This window comes from Pseudomonas sp. MDV22-iso1 (assembly GCF_058145095.1).
In genome coordinates this window covers 21,156-43,343 of record NZ_JBYVMF010000022.1, presented here as the reverse complement: position 1 = coordinate 43,343, position 22,188 = coordinate 21,156, and the positions used below count along the sequence as shown (strand labels likewise).

Below are 22,188 nucleotides of genomic sequence, written 5' to 3'. Positions count from 1 at the left end.
TCAGTCCTTGGTGACCCGGTTGATTTCTTCAAGGCTGGTGATGCCTTGCATGGCCTTTTGCAGACCGGAAGTACGCAGATCATCAAAACCGTCTTTGCGCATCTGAATATCGATTTCCAGTGAATTGCCTTCGGCCATGATCAGGTGTTGAAGCGCCGGCGTGTTCTTCACCACTTCATAAATCCCGACCCGGCCTTTATAGCCGTTGTTACAGAGGTCGCATCCGACCGGTTCAAAGATCGTGAACGAGCCGATGCGTTCCTCGGGAAAGCCTTCCTTGAGCAATGCTTCACGGGGAATGTCGATAGGTTTCTTGCAGTGGCTGCACAGTTTACGCGCCAGGCGCTGAGCGATGATCAGGCTGACGGACGTTGCAATGTTGAAGCCCTGAACGCCCATGTTGTGCAGACGGGTGAGGGTTTCCGCCGCACTGTTGGTGTGCAGGGTCGATAACACCAAATGCCCGGTCTGGGCCGCTTTGATGGCTATTTCAGCGGTTTCGAGGTCGCGGATCTCACCGACCATGATCACGTCCGGGTCTTGCCGCAAGAATGAGCGCAAGGCCTGGGCAAAATCCAGGCCTTGCTTGGGATTGACGTTGACCTGGTTGACGCCTTCCATGTTGATTTCCACCGGGTCTTCGGCGGTGGAGATGTTGATGTCCACGGTGTTGAGAATGTTCAGGCCGGTGTAGAGCGATACGGTCTTGCCGGAACCCGTGGGGCCGGTGACCAGAATCATGCCCTGTGGCTGCCTCAGCGCGGCCATGTACAGGTCTTTTTGCGCGGGTTCATAACCGAGGGCGTCGATGCCCATTTGTGCGCTGGACGGATCAAGAATCCGGATCACCACTTTCTCGCCCCACAGGGTCGGCAGGGTATTGACCCGGAAATCGATGGATTTGCTTTTGGACAGGCGCATTTTGATCCGCCCGTCCTGAGGCCGGCGTCGTTCGGAAATGTCGAGGCTGGCCATGACTTTCAACCGCGCGGCTATGCGACCGGCCAGTTGAATCGGCGGTTTGGCGACTTCGCGCAGCATGCCGTCGGTACGCATCCGCACGCGGTAGGTCTTTTCGTAAGGCTCGAAGTGCAGGTCGGAGGAGCCGCTTTTTATCGCGTCGAGCAGCATCTTGTGGACGAAGCGAACCACTGGCGCGTCATCGGCATCTTGTCCCGCGATGGCGTCCGCTTTGCCGTCGTCGGCTGAATCGATGTCCACGCCATCAAGGTCAACGTCGGCCATGTCTTCCAGGCCGGTGGAGTGGGTGTCGAAGAGTTTTTCGATGGCGTCGCTTAGCTTGTCATCCTCTACCAGAATGGCTTCGGTGGTCAGCCCGGTACTGAACTGGATGTCATTGATGACTTGATGGTTGGTGGGGTCGGAAACCCCCACGAACAACTTGTTACCGCGCCGCCAAAGGGGCAGGACCTGGTGTTGGCGCACGAGCTTTTCGCTGACCAGTCCTTTGGGCTGGGCTTCCTTGTCGAGGGCATTGAGGTCAAACAACGCCATGCCGAAATGCTCGGAAGCGATTTCGGCCACCTGCCGACTCTTCACCAGCCTGTTCTGCACCAGATGGCTGACCAGGGAGATGCGGTTGCGTTGGGCTTGCTGATACGCCTGTTGCGCGCTTTTGTCAGTCAGCAGCTCGGCCAGGACCAATTGCTTGGCCAGGCCGCTAAGAGCGATGTCATTCATTGGGATACCGGACGCAGACAGTTCATGACTTATAGCCTAGTCAAGGGACGGAGCCAAACCAGCCGTGGTGAAGTGACAAAAAGTGTCAGATAGTGCGGTTTACGAGGGCCGATCAGGCAGATCATTTGCGCTTGCCCCCAGCGTGCAGGCGTTATGGAAATTGGCATGCGCTGTGCTGGGGTAAATTCAGATCATGAGATTCCGACTCATGCATGGAGCTTGTCTATGAATAACCAAAAAGGTTTTACCCTGATCGAGCTGTTGATCGTTGTGGCGATCATCGGGATCCTGGCGACGTTCGCTATCCCGGCCTATTCGAAATATCAGGCTCGGGCGAAGATGACGGCTGGCGCAGCTGAAGTGTCGGCGCTCAAGGTCAATTATGAAGACGCGGTGAACTCCGGTACTGCGGCACCAGCGGTGACTGCTTTCAATCCGGGTGGCGATACGCAAAACTGCACCATCACCGCTGCTACAACTCCTGCTACCGGCATCGTTTGCACAATCAAAGGCGCGCCTACCGTTATTTCCGGTGCGACTGTTACGTTGACTCGTGATGCCACTAAAGGTTGGTCCTGCGCCACCAGTGTCGTCGCGGACTACGCGCCTAAAGGTTGCACGCCTGCCGCTGGCTGATCCATTTTCAGCGTAATCAAAAGCCCTGTATCTCGCGATACAGGGTTTTTTTGCTTTTTATTCGGTGCGATCGGGTTAATCAAGAAAACCCCCGACAATTCATGGCCTTAGGCCCACGCCAAAACCCGCAACTTGCATGTCCATTATTTCCAACTCATGCAAATTGCATGATTCCGAAAATCGGCCTGTTTGCTAACATGTTGATTTATAACGAATATTAAGGTGTCTCAAAGTTGGCACAGCGTTCGCAATATACCCAGTAACCCTGCTGACAAGACACGCAGCAGACTTTCCAGAAAAACAGGAGTTACTCGTATGAAGAAGTTCGCTATCACTGCCGCTGCTGCTACCGCGCTGACCCTGACCATGGCCGGTTCCGCATTTGCACAAACTACCCAGGCTACCCAGTCACCAATGGTGCTGGCTGCTGGTGAAGTGACCGAAGCCAAAGAAGCTACTTCCGATACCTGGATCACTACCAAAGTCAAAGCTGACCTGGTTACCGAAAAAGGCATTCCTGGTACCGACATCAAAGTTGAAACCAACAAAGGCGTTGTTTCCCTGTCGTCCACTGTTGCAGTGACTGACGCTCAGAAAACCACCGCAGTGGCTATCGCCAAGAAAATCAAAGGCGTCAAAGCGGTCTCCGCTGACGGCCTGAAAGCCGAGTAAACGGCACGACTTCTCGCCTGAACCGGGAGAAGGCGCGATAGACGGGCCGAGCTATACGTCTGTCGCAGCTTTGGAGTTCATGCGAAGGCCACAAGGACGTGGCCATTACAGGCCTCGGCATTCGTGTCGGGGCCTGTTCTATTGTGGGAGCTTGAAAATTCAGTGCGCTCTCGCTCCTGTAGCCGCTGGCGAAGCCTGCGTCCGGCTGCGAAGCAGTCGTGAACTCTCGCGATGTGGTGCATCAGGAAGACCGCATGCTCTGTTTTTACGACTGCTTCGCAGCCGGACGCAGGCTTCGCCAGCTGCTACAGGGGATGTGCTGGCGTAGGGGATTTATCAGTTTCCGCGCTTGCTGGTGATCTGCACCAGGCGGTTACCTTCGAACCGCAAGTACTGATACATCCCGCCATTCGGCCCGTAAGTCCATTCTTCGACCTGGAATTCTTCCCGTCGGTTAGCGCTGCGCTTATAGCCCAGCGGGTCTCGTTCGACGGGCTCCCCACACTTCTGCAAGACCTCGCTGGAACGGTCCCCGACACTGATCAATTGACTGCCGCAGCGTAGGGTGTTGGCTGCCGAGGCATGCCCCGCAATCACTGTCAGCGCCAGGCTGAATAACACTTTGCGAATCATCACTCAGCATCCAGGTGCAGCGGCGTAATGACCCGGCCGTCGCTTTCTGCTTCGCCAAGGTTGGCGTCGACGAAGTAAACGCGGTCATCGGCCAGTTGACCCTTGTCGACCAGATAATCCTTGATGCTGCTGGCGCGGTCCTGACCCAGCTGACGTAACAGCACGTCACTCGAACTCCAGGACTTGATAACGCCTTCGCGCATTTTCGCGGTGCGTTCTTCCTTGCCCAGATCCTTCCACTCGGCAGGAGGTTGAGTCTTCAGGCGTGTGCGGTAGATCCCTTCCAGCAGTGCGCCCTTTTCGCCGTCCGGCACCTCCAGAAGAGAGGCTTGGGCCGGCACTTTGTCGCCGCGACGCTGGAGCATCTTGTAGTAGTTGTATTGGTATTCCCGCTCCAGACGTTGCTCGGCGATCAGCGGGCCGTCACTGCTGGCCGCCGCAGTCCCTTCAATTTCCAGGCGCAGGGCTGGGCGTTCCTTGAGGGCCTGGGACAGTTTGATCAATGCCTCTTCGGCATCCTTGCTCAAGTCACTTGAACCTGGGGCGAAGGAGACGGTGCCCAGATCCTGCGAGCCACCACCGCTGACCAGTCCGCCGATCAATTTGAAGGGGGCGGCAGCCGCTTTCACGATCAGGTTGCGCAGGGTTTGCCAGACGATCGGCATAACGCTGAACTGGGGGTTGTTGAGATCGCCAGTGACCGGCAGTTCGATCGAGATCTTGCCGTCGACGTCTTTGAGCAGCGCAATCGCCAGTTTCAACGGCAGGCTCACTGCATCGGGGCTGTCGACTTTTTCGCCCAGTTGCAGCTGTTCGACCACCACTTTGTTTTCGGCTTTGAGCTGGCCCTTGGTGATGAGGTAATGCAGGTCGAGATTAAGTCGACCCTTGCGGATGCGGTAACCGGCAAATTTGCCGGAGTAGGGCGTCAGTGTGGTCAGTTCCACGCGCTTGAAGCTGGTCGCAATGTCCAGGCTGGCCATCGGGTCGAACGGGTTGACCGCGCCCTTGATGGTCACTGGCGCATAGCGGTCGACCTTGCCCTTGATGTCGACGGTGGCCGGTTTCATCTGGCGGCTGTCGATGGTGCCAATCGCACCGTTGAGCTGTTGGATGGCGGTGGCAAAGTTTGGCGTCAGGCTGAAGTCGGCGAAGTTGGCCGACCCGTCATTGATGGCAATGCCGCCAATGTGAATGCCCAGGGGTTTGTCCTTGCTGGCCGGTTTGGCGGTAGTGGATTTACTGCCAGAGTCGGCCGGTTGCGGGATCAGCAAATCATCGACGTTGGTTGTGCGGTCATCGTTGATCATGAAGCGTACGTAAGGCTGGAACAGGTTGACCTTGTCGATCGACAAGCTGTCGCCATGCTGATAATTCAGACCTTCGACCACGACCTGTTGCCACTTTAGAAAGTCGCGGGTCTTCAGGGTATCGAGGGTGTGCAGTTGATCGATCTGAGCCCGACCGGTGACGCTGAGCGCGAGGGGCTCGGTGCTTTTCAGGTCGACAGCCAGGTCACTGCCCAGCATGCCGCTGCGCAGCTCGAGGCGAATAAAGGGGTTGATATAGGACTGGGCGACACGCAGGTCGATATCTTTGGTTTGAACCTGGAGCTTCGCACTGACCGGCGCCAGATTGACGATGCCTTGCGCGGTGAGCTTGCCTTGCTTGCCGATGCCAGTGTCGAGCTTGAGGTCGAAAGGCGAGCCGTTGAGGCTGTCGAAGTTCTGCAGATCAACGTTCAGCTGCCCGACATCCAGCGCTACGTTGGGCTGAGCCTGACGGTCCGCCAGGTGCACCTGGTAATTGCGCAGTTGCACGTCTTTGAGCAACACCTGCCATGGCTTGCCGGGCGCGGCAGGTTCAGGTTTCGGTGAATCGGCAGCGGCGGGTGTGCTGGCGGGTTCGGCGTCGGCTTTGACTTTGGCCGCCGGTTTGGACGGCTGGCTGGCGAACAGTTTTTGCCAGTCGAGCTGCCCGTCGGCTTCGAGGGCTGCCCAGGTTTCCAGTTTCTGGCTGCGAATCTTGCCGACCACCACTTGCTGCTTGGCCAGGTCGACGGTGGTCTCCGTGACATCCAGACGCTCAAGTTTCGCCAGAGGACGACCGTCCGGGGCTTTGATGGCAAAGGGCGCGACACTGACCGCGACGTTGCTCAACAGCAGCTCGGTTTCCTTGGACAGGTTGAGTTTGTAGTCAGTGCTGAGGTTTACAACGCCGTTCTCAAGCACCAGTGGCAAGGCATCGCGAACGTAGGGCCAAAAGAGTTTCATCTGGCCGTTCGTGATTTTCAACTTACCTTCGGATGCAATCGGGATCAGGCTGAAATTGCCCGTCCAGTCAATTTGACCGCCTCCTGGCCCGACCGCGACCAGAGTCATGTCGGCGCTGTCATCGGGCAGGGTGCTGAGGTTGTTCAGTTCGAAATCGAGTTTGTCGTAGAGAAACTCAATGGGTTCGCTGGGCCGCGCATCCTGGAAGTGCACGTAACCATCCGCGAATTTGATGCGCTCGATACGCATCGGGAAAGGTTTGGCGTCAGGGTCTACGGGCGTCGGTTCACTCGCGGGCAGTTTGAACAGACCGATCAGATTGAGCTGGCCTTCCTTGTTGAAGAGGATTTCGGTCTTGGCTTTGTCCAGCTCGATATCGGACAGGTGCAGTGCCTTGGTCCAGAGGCTGTCGATCTGCAAATTGGCGTATAGACGTTCGAAACCGACTTGTTCCTTGCCTGGCTCACCGAGGGTCAGCCCCCACAGGGTCACTTCAAGGCTGAACGGGTTGAGTTCGATGCGTTGCAGATGCGCGGGCACGGTGGCGTAGTTGGCCAGTTGCTGGTTGGCCACCCGAAGCACAATGCCCGGCAAAATCAGAAACCCCAGCAGGCTGTAGAGGGCCAGAGCAGTCAACAAAGCGCCAATAGCGCGAATCAATCCTTTGGGCATGTGCGGCTTCATCTGTCTGAATCGGAGTGCCTTGGAGTATGGCACGCGTTTCTGGTTCCGAAGTGAACAGGCTTTATGGGATTTGTCTGAAAATGTCGGCAGATGTCAGAGCTGCAGGATCAGCGTTTTCAAGGGAGGCTGCTGGTCCATCGACGGGAAATCGGCGCCGGGCTTCATCACGGTCCACTCACGAACCGGCCGTCCAGCCTTCTCGGCACAACGCAGTACCTGCTCGCGCCAGTCGTCCATGCTGACTTTCGCCAGGTTGTTGCAGCAGATCAGCACGCCGTTGTCGGCGGTGGTCAGCAGCGCTGGTTTGAGCAGGCTCTGGTAGTCGCGCAGCAGGTCGACGGTGCCGAACGCGCTCTTCGCCCATGCCGGTGGATCAAGCAGCACCAGGTCGTACTGACGTTGTTCCAGGCGCTGATAGCTTGGTAGTTTCTGCCCGCGACGCTGGCTGATCGGCAGACCGGCCAGTTGGCGGATCGCCGGGAAATAATCGGACTGGACGAATTCCATGGTCGGCAATTGCGGGTTGAGCAGGCCATTCTCGCGACCGACTGCCAGGTTACCCTCGGCAAAGTCCAGGTTGCACACTTCGCGCGCGCCACCGGCCGCAGCACTGAGGCCGACACCACAGGTGTAGGCGAACAGGTTGAGTACGCTTTTGTTGCTGCTGTGTGCCTTGACCCAGCCTCGGGTGTTGCGCAGGTCGAGAAACAACAGCGGGTCCTGACCCGCGTGACGACCGCGGACCCGGTAGTTGAGCCCCCACTCGTGACCGACCAGGTCCTGCAACGCGGCTTCGTCGGCTTGGTAAACCGTGTCTTCGCGGTCAATGCGTGAGTTGCCACGGGAGCGGTCGTTGTAGACCAGCAGCGTTTCAACGCCCAAGTGTTGATTGATCGTGGCATGCAACTGCAGCAGGGCGTCGCGTTCCAGCGCTTGGTGGAAGCTTTGCACCAGCAACTGTGGACCGTAACGGTCGATGGTCAAACCGCCAGCGCCTTCCTGGCTGCCATGGAACAGTCGGTAGCAATCGGTGCCTTGCTGATGCAGTTCGGCAAGCAGGTCCTGGCGCTGATCGAGGGCGGCGCGCAGCGCCTGATTCAAGGAAGACATGCTGGGCGCCTTGCAGGAGGTAATTTGGCGCGGGAGTTTAACACTGTGTGGAAGGGGAGTGTCTGTGGCGAGGGTGGATACCCTGGCTCAGGTCAGTAAGCCCATCCGCCGCTTGGCCCGCTGGACCGAGCCGTTACGGACAGCCCAGCGCAACATCGGCGCGCTGCGATTGACACTGGCGCGGATCAGTTTTCGTTGCAGCGGGCTCTGGTGGACACCCAGCATGTCGCTGGCCCAGTCCGGCAGCAGGTCGATCCCGGCTTGCATCATCAACCCGCCGAACGGCTTGGCCAACCGGCTGGGGGATGGCGCGTTCATGAGCAGCCGCAACACCTCGCGACTGCGCTCATCGCACAGCAACTGCGGACGGATGCGCTCAAGGTAGTTGGCAATGTCTTGCCGCGAGTGAGGTACATCACGGGCGCCTAACCGTTCGGCGACCAAAGCGATTTCGTCGTAATAGCGGTCCTGATCCGCCAAGGACAGGTTCGGATTTCGATACCGCAGGTGCGCAGCGAGAAAGTTGCTGACTTCGGCCACATGAACCCAGGTCAACAGATCGGGGTCGCTGGCAGCGTAGGGGCGTCCGTCAGGCGCGGTGCCGGTGACTTGAAGGTGAATGGTGCGGACTTTCTCGATCAACCAGTCGGCATCTTTTCGTGAGCCGAAGGTGGTGCCGGAGATGAACTGGCCGGTGCGGCGCAATCGGCCGAGCATGTCCTCGCGAAAATTCGAGTGGTCCCACACCCCGGCCAGCGCCAAGGGGTGCAAGGCTTGCAACATCAGCGCGCTGATACCACCAATCAGCATGCTGCTGAAGTCGCCATGAACTTGCCAGCTCACCGAGTCGGGACCGAACAGGCCGGGATCACCTTTGGGGTTTTCCAGGTCAAGTTTGCCGAGGGACAGACCGGTCAGGCTCATGATCTGGGTTTCGATGCGACTGCGGATGTATTCCATGGCGACTCAATGGCGAAAAAATTACGGACCTGAAATACCCCTGTAGGAGCTGCCGCAGGCTGCTATTTTTTGATCTTGATTCTAAAAAACAAGATCAAAAGATCGCAGCCTGCGGCAGCTCCTACGGGGGGCATTCCGAGTCCAATGTTATTGATTCAGACGCTTATCAACCAACTCCTGAACCACACTTGGATCGGCCAGGGTCGAGGTGTCGCCCAACGTGTCGAGCTCATTGCAGGCGATCTTGCGCAAAATTCGTCGCATGATCTTGCCCGATCGGGTCTTCGGCAAGGCCGGTGCCCACTGGATAAGATCAGGCTTGGCGAAGCTGCCGATTTCCTTGCTGACGTGATCCAGCAGCTCTTTTTTCAGCTGATCGTTGGGCTCGGTGCCGTTCATGGGGGTGACGAAGGCATAGATGCCCTGACCTTTGACGTCGTGAGGGTAACCGACCACGGCGGCCTCGGCGATGCTGTCGTGCACAACCAGCGCGCTTTCCACTTCCGCAGTACCGATGCGGTGCCCCGAGACGTTGATCACGTCATCGATCCGCCCGGTGATCCAGTAATCGCCATCCTCGTCGCGCCGCGCGCCATCACCGGTGAAGTAATACCCGGGGTAGGGCTTGAAGTAGGTGTCGACCATTCGTTGAGGGTCGCCATACACGCTACGGATCTGCGCCGGCCAGCTGGACTTGATCGCCAGTACGCCGCTGCCGGCGCCCTTGATTTCCTTACCCGTTTCATCAAGTAACACCGGTTGCACGCCGAACATCGGTTGGGTGGCGCAACCGGGTTTGATGCGCTGGGCGCTGACCAGGGGGCTGAGCATGATGCCGCCGGTTTCGGTCTGCCACCAGGTGTCGACGATCGGGCAACGCTGCTCGCCGACGACGTTGAAGTACCAGTCCCAGGCTTCCGGGTTGATCGGCTCGCCGACGCTGCCGAGAAGTCGCAGGCTCGCCCGGGACGTTTCCTTCAGGGGCTCGGGGCCTTCGCGCATCAGCGAACGCAGGGCTGTCGGGGCGGTGTAGAAGATGTTGACGTGGTGTTTGTCGATGACCTGCCAGAAGCGCGAGCTGCTCGGATAACTGGGCACGCCTTCGAAGATCAGCGTGGTCGCGCCGTTGGCGAGGGGGCCGTAGACGATGTAACTGTGGCCGGTGACCCAGCCGACATCGGCCGTGCACCAGAAAACCTCGTTATCACGGTAATCGAGCACGTATTTGAACGTCATCGCCGCTTGCAGCAAGTAGCCGCCGGTGGTGTGCAGCACGCCTTTTGGTTTGCCGGTGCTGCCGGAGGTGTAGAGGATGAACAGCGGATCTTCAGCGTCCATCGGTTCGGGCGGACAGTCATCGCTGACATCGCGCAATGCCTGGTGATACCAGATGTCCCGGCCTTCGACCCAGTCCACTTCGCCTTGCGTGCGCTCGACCACGATAACGGTGCTGACGTCCGGACAGCTTTTCAGCGCCTGGTCGACCTTCTGTTTGAGCGGTACGGATTTGCCGCCACGCACGCCTTCATCTGCGGTGATGACCGTGCGGCAATCGGCGTCGAGTATCCGGTCGCGGACGGAGTCGGGAGAAAATCCGCCAAACACCACCGAATGCACTGCTCCAATTCGCGTGCAAGCGAGCATGGCGTAAGCCGCTTCGGGAATCATCGGCATGTAGATGCACACCCGGTCGCCTTTTTTGACCCCACGGCTTTTCAGCACGTTGGCCAGGCGGCAGACGTTGTGGTGGAGTTTTTTGTAGGTGATCTGGGCGGATTCGGCGGGATCGTCGCCTTCCCAGATGATCGCAATTTGATCGCCACGTTGTTTCAGGTGACGGTCGATGCAGTTGTAGCTGACGTTCAACTGGCCGCCGGAGAACCAGCTGGCTTCACCTGTTTTCAGGTTGTAGCGCTGGACAGTGTCCCAGGGGGCGCTCCAATCGAGGAAGCGTGTGGCTTGTTCGGCCCAGAAAGTACTGGGGTGTTCGATGGATTGGCGGTACAGGCGCTGGTAGTCGTCTTGACTCAGATTCGCAGCCCGGCGGACGGCATCGGCTTCGGGGAACGTGCTGATATCGAACATGACGGTTCCTTATTCTTGTTTTGCGACAAGATATAAAGATGCGCCGAGTAGTGGATCGGTTCAAGTCAGACACAAACCAATGTGGGAGCGGGCAGCCCGCTCCCACAAGGCATTGCTTACGATCAGCCGCGGTGACGACCGCGGAAATAGTTGATCAAGCCTTGGGTCGAGGCATCGTCAGCCGGAGTTTCTTCGCTGCCGACCAGGCGGTTGTAGACGCCTTTGCCGAGTTCTTTGCCCAGCTCCACACCCCATTGGTCGAAGGCGTTGATGCCCCAGATCACGCTTTGCACGAAGACTTTGTGTTCGTACATCGCCACCAATGCGCCGAGACGACGTGGGCTGATGCGCTCCACCACGATGGTGTTGCTTGGGCGGTTGCCCGGGATCACCTTGTGCGGCGCGACTGTGTGAATTTCTTCTTCACTCATGCCTTTGTCGCGCAGCTCGGTTTCGGCTTCCGCCAGTGTTTTGCCCAGCATCAATGCCTGGCTCTGGGACAGGCAGTTGGCGTACAGCCACTGGTGGTGGTCGGAGACCGGGTTGAAGCTGACGATCGGCACGATGAAGTCGGCCGGAATCAGTTGGGTACCCTGGTGCAGCAACTGGTGATAGGCGTGTTGGCCGTTGCAACCCACGCCGCCCCAGATGACCGGGCCCGTTTCGGTGGACACTGGCGTGCCATCCTGGCGAACACTCTTGCCGTTGGATTCCATGTCCAGCTGTTGCAAATGCTTGGTGATGTTACGCAGGTAGTGATCGTACGGCAGGATCGCGTGACTCTGCGCGCCCCAGAAGTTGCCGTACCAGACGCCGAGCAGCGCCAGCAATACCGGCATGTTCTGTTCGAAAGGAGCGCTCTGGAAATGCTGGTCCATGGTGTAGGCACCGGACAGCAGTTCCTTGAAGTTGGACATGCCGATGGCCAGGGCAATCGGCAGACCGATGGCCGACCACAACGAGTAACGGCCGCCAACCCAGTCCCACATCGGGAAGATGTTTTCTTCACGAATACCGAAAGCCACCGCTGCCGCGTTGTTGCTGGACACGGCGATGAAGTGACGATACAGCTCCGCCTCGGAACCGCCCTGAGCCAGGTACCAGGCGCGCGCTGCCTGGGCGTTCTTCAGGGTTTCGAGGGTGTTGAAGGATTTCGACGAAACGATGAACAGCGTGGTCTCGGCACGCAGCTTCATGGTCAGCTCGTGGAACTCACTGCCATCGATGTTCGCCAGGTAATGGCAACGCACGCCTTTCTGGGCGTAGGACAGCAGTGCTTCGGATACCAGTTCCGGGCCGAGGAACGAGCCGCCGATGCCGATGTTGACCACGTCAGTGATCGGCTTCTCGGTGTAACCACGCCACAAACCGTCGTGGATACGGCCCACGAGATCGGTGATCTGATTCAGTACCTTGTGCACTTCCGGCATCACGTTGACGCCGTTGACCGACAGCTTGTCGCCAACTGGACGGCGCAGCGCGGTGTGCAGGGCAGGGCGACCTTCGGACGAGTTGACGATTTCGCCTTCAAACAGCGACTTGATAGCGCCTTTGAGGTCGACTTCGTTGGCCAGACCCACCAGCAGGTTGCGGGTCTCGGCGTTGATCAGGTTTTTCGAGTAATCGAGAAACAGACCGCAGCTACTGAGGGTGAATTGGGTAAAGCGCTGCGGATCGGCATTAAACGCTTCGCGCATGCTGAAATCCTGCATGGCTTGGCGGTGATCATTCAACGCTTGCCAGGCGGGCAGAGCGGTCACGTCGTGAGGAGTGCGGTAGTACGCCATCGCTGCGGGTTTCCTTTTTACTTGAACGGCCTTTTGAACACTAAAAATACCGGATCGCTGCGGGTGGGCGTCCGGTCAACTGCGTCTTCACGTTTTCATGGCGCAGGGCGAATACAGTAACCTTCGCGCTGCGATCTGTCTTGACTTTGTCTGACCCGTCCCCGGTACTTTTTTATACATAAAGAAGAGGGTGAGCCGACAAACGGAAGGATGTGCGGGTTTTTGCTCGGTCAGGCGACTTGAACCGGGTAGGGGAAAGCTGAACCCGATTCACTGTCGAAGCAGGCGCGAATCTGCTGGGTCATCCAGCATCATGCTGGATGACCGACCGCACTTTCTACGCCGTAGTGTCGAGGTTGATGTGCAGGTTGTCGATCAGGCGCGTTGTCCCCAGATACGCGGCTACCAGAATGACCAGGTCCCGATCCTGCGGGGTTGCCGGACGCAAGGTCCGCGCTTCACGTATTTCCAGGTAATCCGGACGCAGCCCGGCGGTTTCCAGCTGTTTGATCTGGGCATCGATGAGCGCCGGGAAATCCCTGTCGCCCTGTTTGATCGCCTCGCCAATTTGCGTCAGGCCTTGATACACCACGGGTGCAACGGAGCGCTGTTGTTCATTGAGAAAGCCATTACGCGAGGAAAGCGCCAAGCCATCGGCAGCACGAACAGTAGGCTCGCCAATGATCTGCACAGGCATGTTCAGGTCATGAACAAGGGACTTGATCACGGCCAATTGCTGGAAGTCTTTCTGGCCAAAGATCGCCAGGTCCGGCTGGACCATGTTGAACAGCTTGCTGACCACTGTCGCCACGCCTTCGAAGTGACCGGGACGACTGGCGCCGCACAGGCCTTCGGAGAGCTGTGGAACACTGACGCGGGTCTGACCTTGCATGCCGTCCGGGTACATCTCTTCAACGCTTGGCGCGAACAGCAAATGGCAGCCCGCCTGGAGCAGTTTTTCCTGATCCGCAGCGAGGGTTCTCGGGTATTTGTCGAGGTCTTCGCCGGCCCCAAATTGCAACGGGTTGACGAAGATGCTCGCGACCACGAAATCCACTCGTTGAGTGGCTTTGGTGATCAGCGCGATATGGCCGCTGTGCAAGTTGCCCATGGTGGGCACGAAGCCGATGCGCTTGCCTTCGCTACGGGCGCGGGCGACGGCGGCTCGAAGTTCGCGTACGGTTTTTACGGTGTTCATGCAGAGAATCCGTGTTCGATACCTGGGAAGGTCGCCGCTTTGACGTCAGTGACGTAGGCAGTCAAAGCCGCATCAATGCTGGTCTGACCGGCCATGAAGTTTTTCACGAATTTTGGCATGCGACCTGTAATCGACAACCCCAGCATGTCGTGCATCACCAATACCTGGCCATCTGTGGCGCTGCCTGCGCCGATGCCGATAACCGGGATCTTCACTGCCTGGGTGATTTCTTCGGCCAGCTCGCTCGGGACGCATTCAAGCAGCAGCATCGCTGCGCCGGCTTGTTCCAGCGAGATCGCATCGGCACGCATTTGTCGCGCCTGGTTTTCGTTACGTCCCTGAACTTTGTAGCCGCCCAGGATGTTCACTGATTGAGGTGTCAGTCCCATGTGAGCGCAGACGGGGATGCCACGCTCGGCCAGCAAGCGAATCGAGTCCGCAAGCCACAATGCCCCTTCAACCTTGATCATGTGCGCACCGGCCTGCATCAACAGCGCGCTGTTGGTCATGGCTTGTTCAGTGGTGGCGTAGGCCATGAAAGGCAGGTCGGCGAGGATCAATGCGTCGGTGTTGCCGCGTTTGACGCACGCCACGTGGTAAGCCATCTCAGCGGTGGTCACCGGCAGCGTGCTGTCATGACCCTGCAAAACCATGCCGAGGGAGTCACCCACCAACAGCACTTCGACGCCAGCCTGATTGCAGGCGTGGGCGAAGGTCGCGTCATAGCAGGTCAGCATGGTGATTTTTTCACCTTTTTGCTTGAGACCTTGCAGGGTGGTCAGGGTAATGGCTGGCATGAAAAGTTCCTCATTCAGGCGCTGTGAAAACTACTGCGAGTAACGCGCGTGATTCTTCGTTAAATACAGGCGCACGGTCTGTTGTCGTGCTTTTAAGGCCTGGATTGCGCCCTTCAACGCCGTGTTGGCGGCAACGGGACGCCTATAGTCGTGAGGAGAACTCGGGAAGTCAATTGCGTGTGTTACCGCATTGTTACGCATGAGGTGTTACCGGCGTAACTGATGCGATTCAGCAGACGGGATGCGGCGGCGGCATAAGGGGGGCTCCGCGTTTCTATAGGAACAAAGCTTGCTCGTGATAGTGACGTGTCAGTCGACATGCGTGCCGTATTTCAGTCAGCTATCGCGAGCAAGCATTGCTCCTGCAGAGGGATTTCATCAATTTTGGGGAATGCGCTCCAGCCCGACAAACGGGCAAGCCTGGAGTAATTCGCCAAGTACCCGGCCATCGGCCAAACGCAGGTCTGCAGGCGCCAGTTCGGCCAGCGGATACAGAACGAACGCGCGTTCCTGCATATGGTAGTGGGGGACTTTGAGGCGAGGCTCGTCGATCAGTCGATCGCCGAACAGCACGATATCGAGATCCAGCGTGCGTGGCCCCCAACGTTCGAGGCGTTCGCGCCCCTGGTCATTCTCGATGGCTTGCAGCGCATCCAGTAGCTCCAGTGGCGGGAGGAGGCTGTCGAGGGCCGCAACCGCGTTGGTGTAACGCGGTTGGCCGGGCAGCAATGAATCGCTTTGATAAAACGCGGAAACGGCGACCAGTTCGGTGCATGGCAGTTGCGCCAGCGCGTCGACCGCGCTGCGCAATTGTTCGGCGGGGTCAGCCAGATTGCTGCCCATACCGATGTAGATGCGTTCCATGAATTACTCGCCCGTGGTGCTCGGTGCGTCGGCTGTACGCTTGCGCTTTGCGCCACCGCTACGGCGTCGTTTGCGCGGCGCACCGGTGCCTTCGTCTTTACCACTGAGGTCGCGGATCATGTCACGGCGCTCGCTGTCGTTGGCGTCCTGATAATCGGTCCACCATTCACCGAGGCCATCGGTTTGTTCCCCGGCGCTCTCACGCAACAGCAGAAAGTCATAACCGGCCCGGAATCGTGGGTTATCGAGCAACAGGTCGGCACGTTTGCCGCTGCGCCGTGGCAAGCGCTCCTGCATGTCCCAGATCTCGCGGATTGGCATGGTAAAGCGCTTCGGAATCGCGATGCGCTGACACTGTTCAGCAATCAGTTCGTGAGCGGCTTCCTGCATCGCCGGTATCGGTGGCATGCCACGCTCTTGCAGACGCAGCACGCGCGCCGGCAATGCAGGCCACAACAGCGCTGCAAACAGGAACGCCGGGGTCACCGGTTTGTTCTGCTTGATGCGCAGGTCAGTGTTGACCAAGGCTTCGCTGATCAGTGTGTGCGTGTAGGTCGGGTTGTATTCCAACGCTTCGGCACTGGCCGGGAACAGTGGGTCGAACAGCTGCAAATCGACCAGCATTTCGAAGGTGTCTGCGGCATGGCCAGAGAGGAACAATTTGAGGACTTCTTCGAACAGACGAGCCGACGGTATCTCTCGAAGCATCGGGGCGAGTTCGCGGATCGGCGCGGCGCTGTGCTTTTCGATGCCGAAATTCAACTTGGCGGCGAAACGCACGGCGCGCAGCATCCGCACCGGGTCTTCCTGGTAGCGCTGCTTTGGATCGCCGATCAGTCGGATCAGATGATTGCGAATATCGTGGACGCCGTTGGCGTAGTCGAGAATGCGCTCACTGACCGGATCGTAATACAGGGCATTGATGGTGAAATCGCGGCGCTGCGCGTCTTCTTCCAGGGTCCCGTAAACGTTGTCGCGAAGGATGCGCCCGCTCTCATTGCGTGAGGACTGGTTGCTGTCTTCTTCTTCATCGTTTTGCGGGTGATTGGCGCGGAAGGTCGCGACCTCGATGATTTCGCGGCCAAAATGGATATGCACCAATTTGAAGCGACGGCCGATAATCCGCGCGTTGCGGAATTCAGCTCTGACCTGTTCAGGTGTTGCACTGGTGGCGACGTCGAAATCTTTTGGCGTGATGCCGAGCATCATGTCGCGCACACAGCCGCCAACCAAATAGGCTTGGTAACCGGCGTTCTGCAGGCGTTCGACGATATTCACTGCGTATCGGCTGAATTGCGACTTCTGCAGCGAATGTTGGCTGCTGTTGAGCACTTCAGGCGTACTGCGAATGTGTTGCGTATGACGCTTGGGAGAACGGAATGACTGGAACAACTTCTTCAGCATGGGATGCACTGTTTGAAGGAATGTTCGGCCATAACGAAGAATGACCGCATGATGGGCGGGGATTCTAGCATTTAGTCGGGGGATGGTGTAGGAAGCTGCGCAACGGGATGAGGGGCGACTGATCGGACAGCGACGACAGGGGCCGCATGATCGTCAAATCCCGGAAACTACAAGGGGAGCCGAAGCTCCCCAAGAAGTAGTTGCATGCTCTATTTTTATTATTGGTTTCGGGCTTTTTGTTTTTGTTAAGTGCCCTCGTCATGGAGATTTTCCTTCATGACCCTCCCAATCGGGAGCCAAGAGCAAACGGATTGCTTTGGTCGCTGTGCTGCAGTGATCTATCGATCCAACCAGTTCAGGCTCTGTCTTAGGACAGTTTTTGTTGTTCTCGGCCTGGTCGTGGGGCAAGCCCCAAATACAACGCCTCTCCAAAAGAATCAGTTAGCTGCGCCTCTCGCCGTCTTGTTTTTATTGTGCGTGAGTCGATTCGTCTTATTTTTATTGTCTTGTGCATTGCTTGTTATTGTTCTTGTACTAAACATATAGCAGGGTGCGTGCCAACTTTTGCGAAGCCCAGTAAAACAAGGGGTTAGGCGCTGGATCTGGTATTCGCGAGGCCAAAAAAAGCCGGGGCTTCGTTACCGTAAGCCCCGGCTTCTGTTACGTGAAAAACCTGAGGTAACAGTTTTTTCACACAATCAGCTGTTACCTGCACATTCGAAAGGTGACGTTCAGCTTTCGCTGGCCACACCGGTCTTGCGCCGTGGAATGCCCAGGCGCTGACGACGTTCCCACAGGCATTTACGACTGACCCCGAGTTTGCGAGCCAGCTCGGTCTCGGTCATATGGTCCTGATGCTCGAGTACGAAGTGCTGGAAGTAGTCTTCCAGTGACAGGTCTTCCGTAGGCTCATGACTGGTGTTACTGGCGCTGCCGCCTTGTTGCGGCGCAAGGCCGATGAACTCATCGTCATCCAGATCATTCAGTTCGATGTCGATCCCCAGCAGTTCAGCGGAAATCTCCGGGCTTTCGCAAAGAATGACGGCGCGCTCTACAGCGTTTTCCAGTTCACGAACGTTACCCGGCCATGAATAGTGACGAATCGCTTGCTCGGCATCCGGCGCAAACTTCAGGTCGGTGCGGTTGACTCGCGCACTTTGTCGCGCCAGGAAAGCAGTGGCGATTTCGTTGACGTCTGCACCACGCTCGCGCAGCGCTGGCAATTTCAGGGCGATGACGTGGAGGCGGTAAAACAAGTCTTCACGGAACTGGCCGATCTTCGCCAGGCTCTTGAGGTCCCGGTGAGTCGCAGCGATCAGTCGCACGTCGACTTTCTGCGATTGCACGGAACCGACTCGGCGAATCTCGCCTTCCTGCAATACGCGCAATAGACGAGCCTGAGCTTCCAGTGGCAGTTCGCCAATTTCGTCGAGGAACAGCGTGCCGCCATCGGCAGCTTCCACCAGGCCGGCGCGACCGGCGCTGGCACCGGTAAACGCACCTTTTTCGTGGCCGAACAGCTCGGACTCGATCAGGCTTTCCGGAATGGCTGCGCAGTTCACCGAAATCATCGGTGCCTTGGCACGTTTGGACAGGTTGTGCAGCGCCCGCGCCACCAGTTCTTTACCGGTGCCGGATTCGCCCTGGATCAGGACATTTGAGTCAGTCGGGGCCACTTTGCGGATCTTGCTGTACAGATCCTGCATAGGGGGGCACGAACCGATGATGCCGATTTCGCCATTGCTGTTGTCGACACCGGTTTTTGCCGTGCCATTGCCCGCCTTGGCACTGGCAGGCTCACCCGCAGTGCTTTGCACCGATTGCCGATCACGCAGGATTCTTGCGACTGCCTGAAGCATTTCATCGTGATCGAAAGGCTTGGCGATGTAGTCCACCGCGCCCATCTTCATCGAGTCGACCGCTGAGCGCAGGCTGGCGTAGCTGGTCATGATCAGCACCGGCGTACCTTGGCCGAGCTTGATCAGCTCGGTGCCCGGCGCGCCTGGTAAACGCAGGTCGCTGACGATCAGGTCGAACGTGGGGATAGTGAAACGTTCTTGTGCTTCCTGCACAGAACCGGCTTCGCTGACCTGGTACTGGTTACGTTCCAGCAGGCGGCGCAAGGCGGAGCGGATAATTGTTTCGTCTTCGACGATCAAAATGTGCGGCATTGATTCGATACTCTCGACGGTCTCAGTTCACAGCGGACGTCGCTTCGACATGACGCGGCAAGGTCACCCGAATACGGGTGCCGCGTTGGCTTTGAACATCAGCCGGGCTGTCGATGGTGATTTGTCCATAATGCTCTTCAACGATGGAATAGACCAGTGCAAGGCCCAGACCGGTGCCTTCGCCAGGGTCCTTGGTGGTGAAGAAAGGTTCGAACAATCGGTCCATGATGTTCTTCGGAATGCCACTGCCTTCGTCTTCCACGATCAGGTCGACCGTGTGCTCGCCGGCTTCGCTTTTAACGCGCACTGCACTGCCGGGAGGCGAGGCGTCGCGGGCGTTTGAGAGCAAGTTGATCAAGACCTGGGCGAGTCGCTGCGGATCGCCTTCGACCCAGTGATCGGGGTCGCACAGGTTGTAGAACTGCACTTCGAAATTGCGTCTGTTGAGGGCCAGCAGGCCTATCGCGTCCTGGGCGACTTCCGCCAGACAGACGGGCTCGTCGCTGTGCTGGTGGCTACCGGCATGGGCGAAGCTCATCAGTGACTGAACGATGCGCGACACCCGCTTGGTCTGCTCGAGAATCTGGCCGCTGATTTCCTTCAGCTCACTATCGTCCTCACGCTCTTCGCGCAGGTTCTGCGCCAGGCAGGCGATACCGGTGATCGGGTTGCCAATCTCGTGGGCCACGCCGGCGGCGAGTCGACCAATACTGGCCAGACGCTCGGAGTGCACCAGTTTGTCTTCGAGCATCTGGGTTTCAGTCAGGTCTTCTACCAACAGCACCAGGCCACTGTTACCCGGCGCGAGGGGCTCATCGATGGCGGCTTTGTGCAGATTGAGCCAGCGGGTCTGGCCGTCGAGCGCGAGATGCTGTTTGTGCAAGTGCTCGTCCGGCAGGTTGATGAAGCCTTGCAGCAGTTCTTTCCATGGATCGGCAATGGTGCTCAGGCGTGAACCGACCACGCGTTGGGCGGCAATTCCGGTGAGCTCCTCCATGGCTTTGTTCCACATCAGGATTTCCTGGTCCTTGGCGAGGGAGCAGACACCCATCGGCAACTCTTGCAACGTCTGGCGGTGGTAACGACGCAAAGCGTCCAGTTCCGCTGCCAGCCCGGTCAGACGCGAGTGGTAATCCTCTAAACGGCTTTCGATGAAGTGAATATCTTCAGTTACGTAGTTTTCGCCGCCGGCCTTGTAAGGCAGGAAGGTTTCGACCATGTCCTGAGCGACGCTCGGCCCCATCAGGCCAGACAGGTTGGCCTCGATCCGATCCCTTAAACGGCGCAACGCGTACGGGCGGCGCTCATCGAATGGCAGGTAGAGATCGCGCAACGCCTGCTCGACTTCCTTTTGGGCAGCCTTCGCACCCAATGGTTTGGCCAGTTGGGTGGCAAATTCTTGTGGAGAGGCGGCGTGCAATTCGCGACGTTGCGGTCGGCGGACGTTGTCCACAGCGCAGGCTTCTGCAGCGCTGGCTTCTTCAGGACTGGCATTGGTGAACAGTGAAATCAGCGTGAACATCAGGACGTTGGCAGCCAGCGAAGCGATGGCCGCCATGTGCCAACTGGTGTCGTCCAGCACGTAAATCATGTTCAGGAGCGGAATATAGAAGCCCTGCAAATTGCCGACCAGCGGCAACAGCATCGTCACCAGCCACACCAGGATCCCGGCCAGCAAACCGGCGATAAAGCCGCGACGGTTGGCGGTCGGCCAGTACAGGACCGACAGCACACCCGGCAGGAACTGCAATGTCGCCACAAACGCGACGATGCCAAGGTTGGCCAGATCCTGCTCGGCGCCGAGCAGCAGATAGAAACCGTAACCGGCCATGATGATGGCGACGATCAGCGCGCGTCGCGTCCACTTCAGCCAGCGATAAATGTTGCCTTCGGCCGGCGGCTGGTAGAGCGGCAGCACCAGGTGGTTGAGTGCCATCCCGGACAGCGCCAGGGTAGTGACAATGATCAATCCGCTGGCGGCCGATAATCCGCCGACATACGCCAGCAGTGCCAAAGCCTTGCTGTTGGCGGCAATACCGATTCCCAGGGTGAAGTATTCCGGGTTAGTGGTGGCGCCAAGCTTCAGCCCGGCCCAGAGAATCAGCGGGACGGCCAGGCTCATCAGCAGAAGAAACAATGGCAAACCCCAGCTCGCACTGACCAGCGAGCGAGGGTTGAGGTTCTCGGTAAACGTCATGTGATACATGTGCGGCATCACGATCGCCGAGGCAAAGAACACCAGCAGCAGCGTGCGCCACGGACCTTCCTGCAACGGTGTATGCAGGGCCGCCAGCGCCGTCTGGTTTTGCAGCAGCCAAAGCTCAAGTTGCTGCGGACCATCGAACACGCCGTACAGCGCATAGAGGCCGACGCCGCCAATGGCGATGAGTTTGATTACCGACTCGAAGGCAATCGCGAACACCAGGCCTTCGTGTTTTTCGCGGGTAGCGATATGGCGTGAGCCGAAGAAAATGGTGAACAGGGTAATCAGCGCACAGAAGCTCAGTGCCACGCGATGCTGGACCGGCTCGCGAGTGAGAATGCCGATGGAGTCGGCCACGGCCTGAATCTGCAACGCCAGCAACGGCAGCACGCCAATCAACATGAAAATCGTCGTCAATGCTCCGGCCCACGTGCTGCGAAAGCGGAACGCAAACAAGTCCGCCAGCGAAGACAATTGATAGGTGCGGGTGATTTTCAGGATCGGATACAGCAGCACCGGCGCCAGCAGGAAAGCGCCCGAAACACCGAGATAGCTGGACAGGAAACCGTAACCGTATTGATAGGCCAGGCCCACGGTGCCGTAAAAAGCCCAGGCACTGGCATAAACACCCAGCGACAGGGTGTATGTCAGTGGGTGGCGAATGATCGCCCGGGGGATCATGCCCCGTTCGCTGATCCAGGCTACGCCGAACAGCACGGCCAGGTAGGCGGCGCTGATCAGGATCATCTGGGTCAGGCTAAAGCTCATCGGCATCTTTTTGGCTCTGCAGGATGAAGGTCACGACGATCAGAATCAGCCAGAGCAGATAAGGGCGATACCAGGCACCGGTGGCGTCGATCCACCAATCCATGATGGCTGGGGAGAACAGATAAATCCCCACTACCAGGAGCAGGACCAAGCGATAGATGTACATCCCGGCCTCTCTTTTTTATGCGCGTGCCCGAAAACGTGCGGCGATGGTAACGGATGGGCGCGCCACTGCAAGTGTG

General features: G+C 58.1%; 16 protein-coding genes. 2 read left to right on the top strand and 14 right to left on the bottom strand.

All coding sequences use genetic code 11. The annotated features are described in order from the left end of the window. Positions 1-1,701 carry a type IV-A pilus assembly ATPase PilB gene (pilB, locus tag AC3ZVB_RS22090; RefSeq protein WP_490147742.1) on the bottom strand — a complete coding sequence of 567 codons (1,701 nt, stop codon included), beginning with the start codon at positions 1,699-1,701 and terminating at the stop codon, positions 1-3. Positions 1,702-1,926: 225 nt separating this feature from the next. Here pilB and AC3ZVB_RS22085 point away from each other — a divergent pair, with 225 nt between their 5' ends. Further along, complete coding sequence (locus AC3ZVB_RS22085; RefSeq protein WP_490147741.1) at positions 1,927-2,337, top strand: pilin; 411 nt, start codon at positions 1,927-1,929, stop codon at positions 2,335-2,337. Positions 2,338-2,652: 315 nt separating this feature from the next. Beyond that, entirely contained in the window at positions 2,653-3,009 is a 357-nt protein-coding gene (locus AC3ZVB_RS22080) for a BON domain-containing protein (RefSeq protein WP_162437812.1), read from the top strand. 336 nt (positions 3,010-3,345) lie between these two features. On the opposite strand, the gene AC3ZVB_RS22075 is transcribed toward AC3ZVB_RS22080, so the two are convergent. From AC3ZVB_RS22075 to AC3ZVB_RS22015, 13 genes are all read right to left on the bottom strand, one after another. After that, on the bottom strand, positions 3,346-3,642 hold the full coding sequence (locus tag AC3ZVB_RS22075) for a DUF2845 domain-containing protein (protein WP_490147740.1): 297 nt from the start codon (positions 3,640-3,642) through the stop codon (positions 3,346-3,348). After that, positions 3,642-6,599, bottom strand: coding sequence for a DUF748 domain-containing protein (locus tag AC3ZVB_RS22070; RefSeq protein ID WP_490147739.1), 2,958 nt, complete (start codon positions 6,597-6,599; stop codon positions 3,642-3,644). The genes AC3ZVB_RS22075 and AC3ZVB_RS22070 overlap by 1 nt, the downstream gene beginning before the upstream one ends. Positions 6,600-6,692: 93 nt before the next feature. Further along, positions 6,693-7,709: a class I SAM-dependent rRNA methyltransferase gene (locus tag AC3ZVB_RS22065; protein ID WP_490147738.1), complete on the bottom strand. Its 1,017-nt coding sequence runs from the start codon at positions 7,707-7,709 to the stop codon at positions 6,693-6,695. An 87-nt stretch (positions 7,710-7,796) separates the two neighbouring features. After that, entirely contained in the window at positions 7,797-8,669 is an 873-nt protein-coding gene (locus AC3ZVB_RS22060) for an oxygenase MpaB family protein (protein WP_194692784.1), read from the bottom strand. Between the two features lie 147 nt (positions 8,670-8,816). Next, the gene (gene acs, locus AC3ZVB_RS22055; protein WP_490147737.1) at positions 8,817-10,754 is read right to left on the bottom strand and encodes an acetate--CoA ligase; all 1,938 of its coding nucleotides are present in this window, start codon (positions 10,752-10,754) and stop codon (positions 8,817-8,819) included. A gap of 122 nt (positions 10,755-10,876) precedes the next feature. Beyond that, positions 10,877-12,541: a glucose-6-phosphate isomerase gene (pgi, locus tag AC3ZVB_RS22050; RefSeq protein ID WP_162437818.1), complete on the bottom strand. Its 1,665-nt coding sequence runs from the start codon at positions 12,539-12,541 to the stop codon at positions 10,877-10,879. 337 nt (positions 12,542-12,878) lie between these two features. After that, the gene (panC, locus tag AC3ZVB_RS22045; protein WP_490147736.1) at positions 12,879-13,739 is read right to left on the bottom strand and encodes a pantoate--beta-alanine ligase; all 861 of its coding nucleotides are present in this window, start codon (positions 13,737-13,739) and stop codon (positions 12,879-12,881) included. Next, positions 13,736-14,536, bottom strand: a complete 801-nt coding sequence (gene panB / locus AC3ZVB_RS22040; RefSeq protein ID WP_162437820.1) for a 3-methyl-2-oxobutanoate hydroxymethyltransferase — start codon at positions 14,534-14,536, stop codon at positions 13,736-13,738. Before panB ends, panC begins: the two co-directional genes overlap by 4 nt. Positions 14,537-14,914: 378 nt before the next feature. Further along, complete coding sequence (gene folK, locus AC3ZVB_RS22035; protein ID WP_162437821.1) at positions 14,915-15,400, bottom strand: 2-amino-4-hydroxy-6-hydroxymethyldihydropteridine diphosphokinase; 486 nt, start codon at positions 15,398-15,400, stop codon at positions 14,915-14,917. Between the two features lie 3 nt (positions 15,401-15,403). Next, positions 15,404-16,804, bottom strand: a complete 1,401-nt coding sequence (locus tag AC3ZVB_RS22030; RefSeq protein ID WP_490147735.1) for a polynucleotide adenylyltransferase PcnB — start codon at positions 16,802-16,804, stop codon at positions 15,404-15,406. A 731-nt stretch (positions 16,805-17,535) separates the two neighbouring features. Next, positions 17,536-18,975, bottom strand: a complete 1,440-nt coding sequence (locus tag AC3ZVB_RS22025; protein ID WP_490147734.1) for a sigma-54-dependent transcriptional regulator — start codon at positions 18,973-18,975, stop codon at positions 17,536-17,538. Positions 18,976-18,997: 22 nt separating this feature from the next. Then, entirely contained in the window at positions 18,998-21,952 is a 2,955-nt protein-coding gene (locus tag AC3ZVB_RS22020) for a sensor histidine kinase (RefSeq protein ID WP_162437824.1), read from the bottom strand. Then, positions 21,936-22,112, bottom strand: a complete 177-nt coding sequence (locus AC3ZVB_RS22015; RefSeq protein WP_003176118.1) for a hypothetical protein — start codon at positions 22,110-22,112, stop codon at positions 21,936-21,938. Before AC3ZVB_RS22015 ends, AC3ZVB_RS22020 begins: the two co-directional genes overlap by 17 nt. Positions 22,113-22,188: the final 76 nt, after the last annotated feature.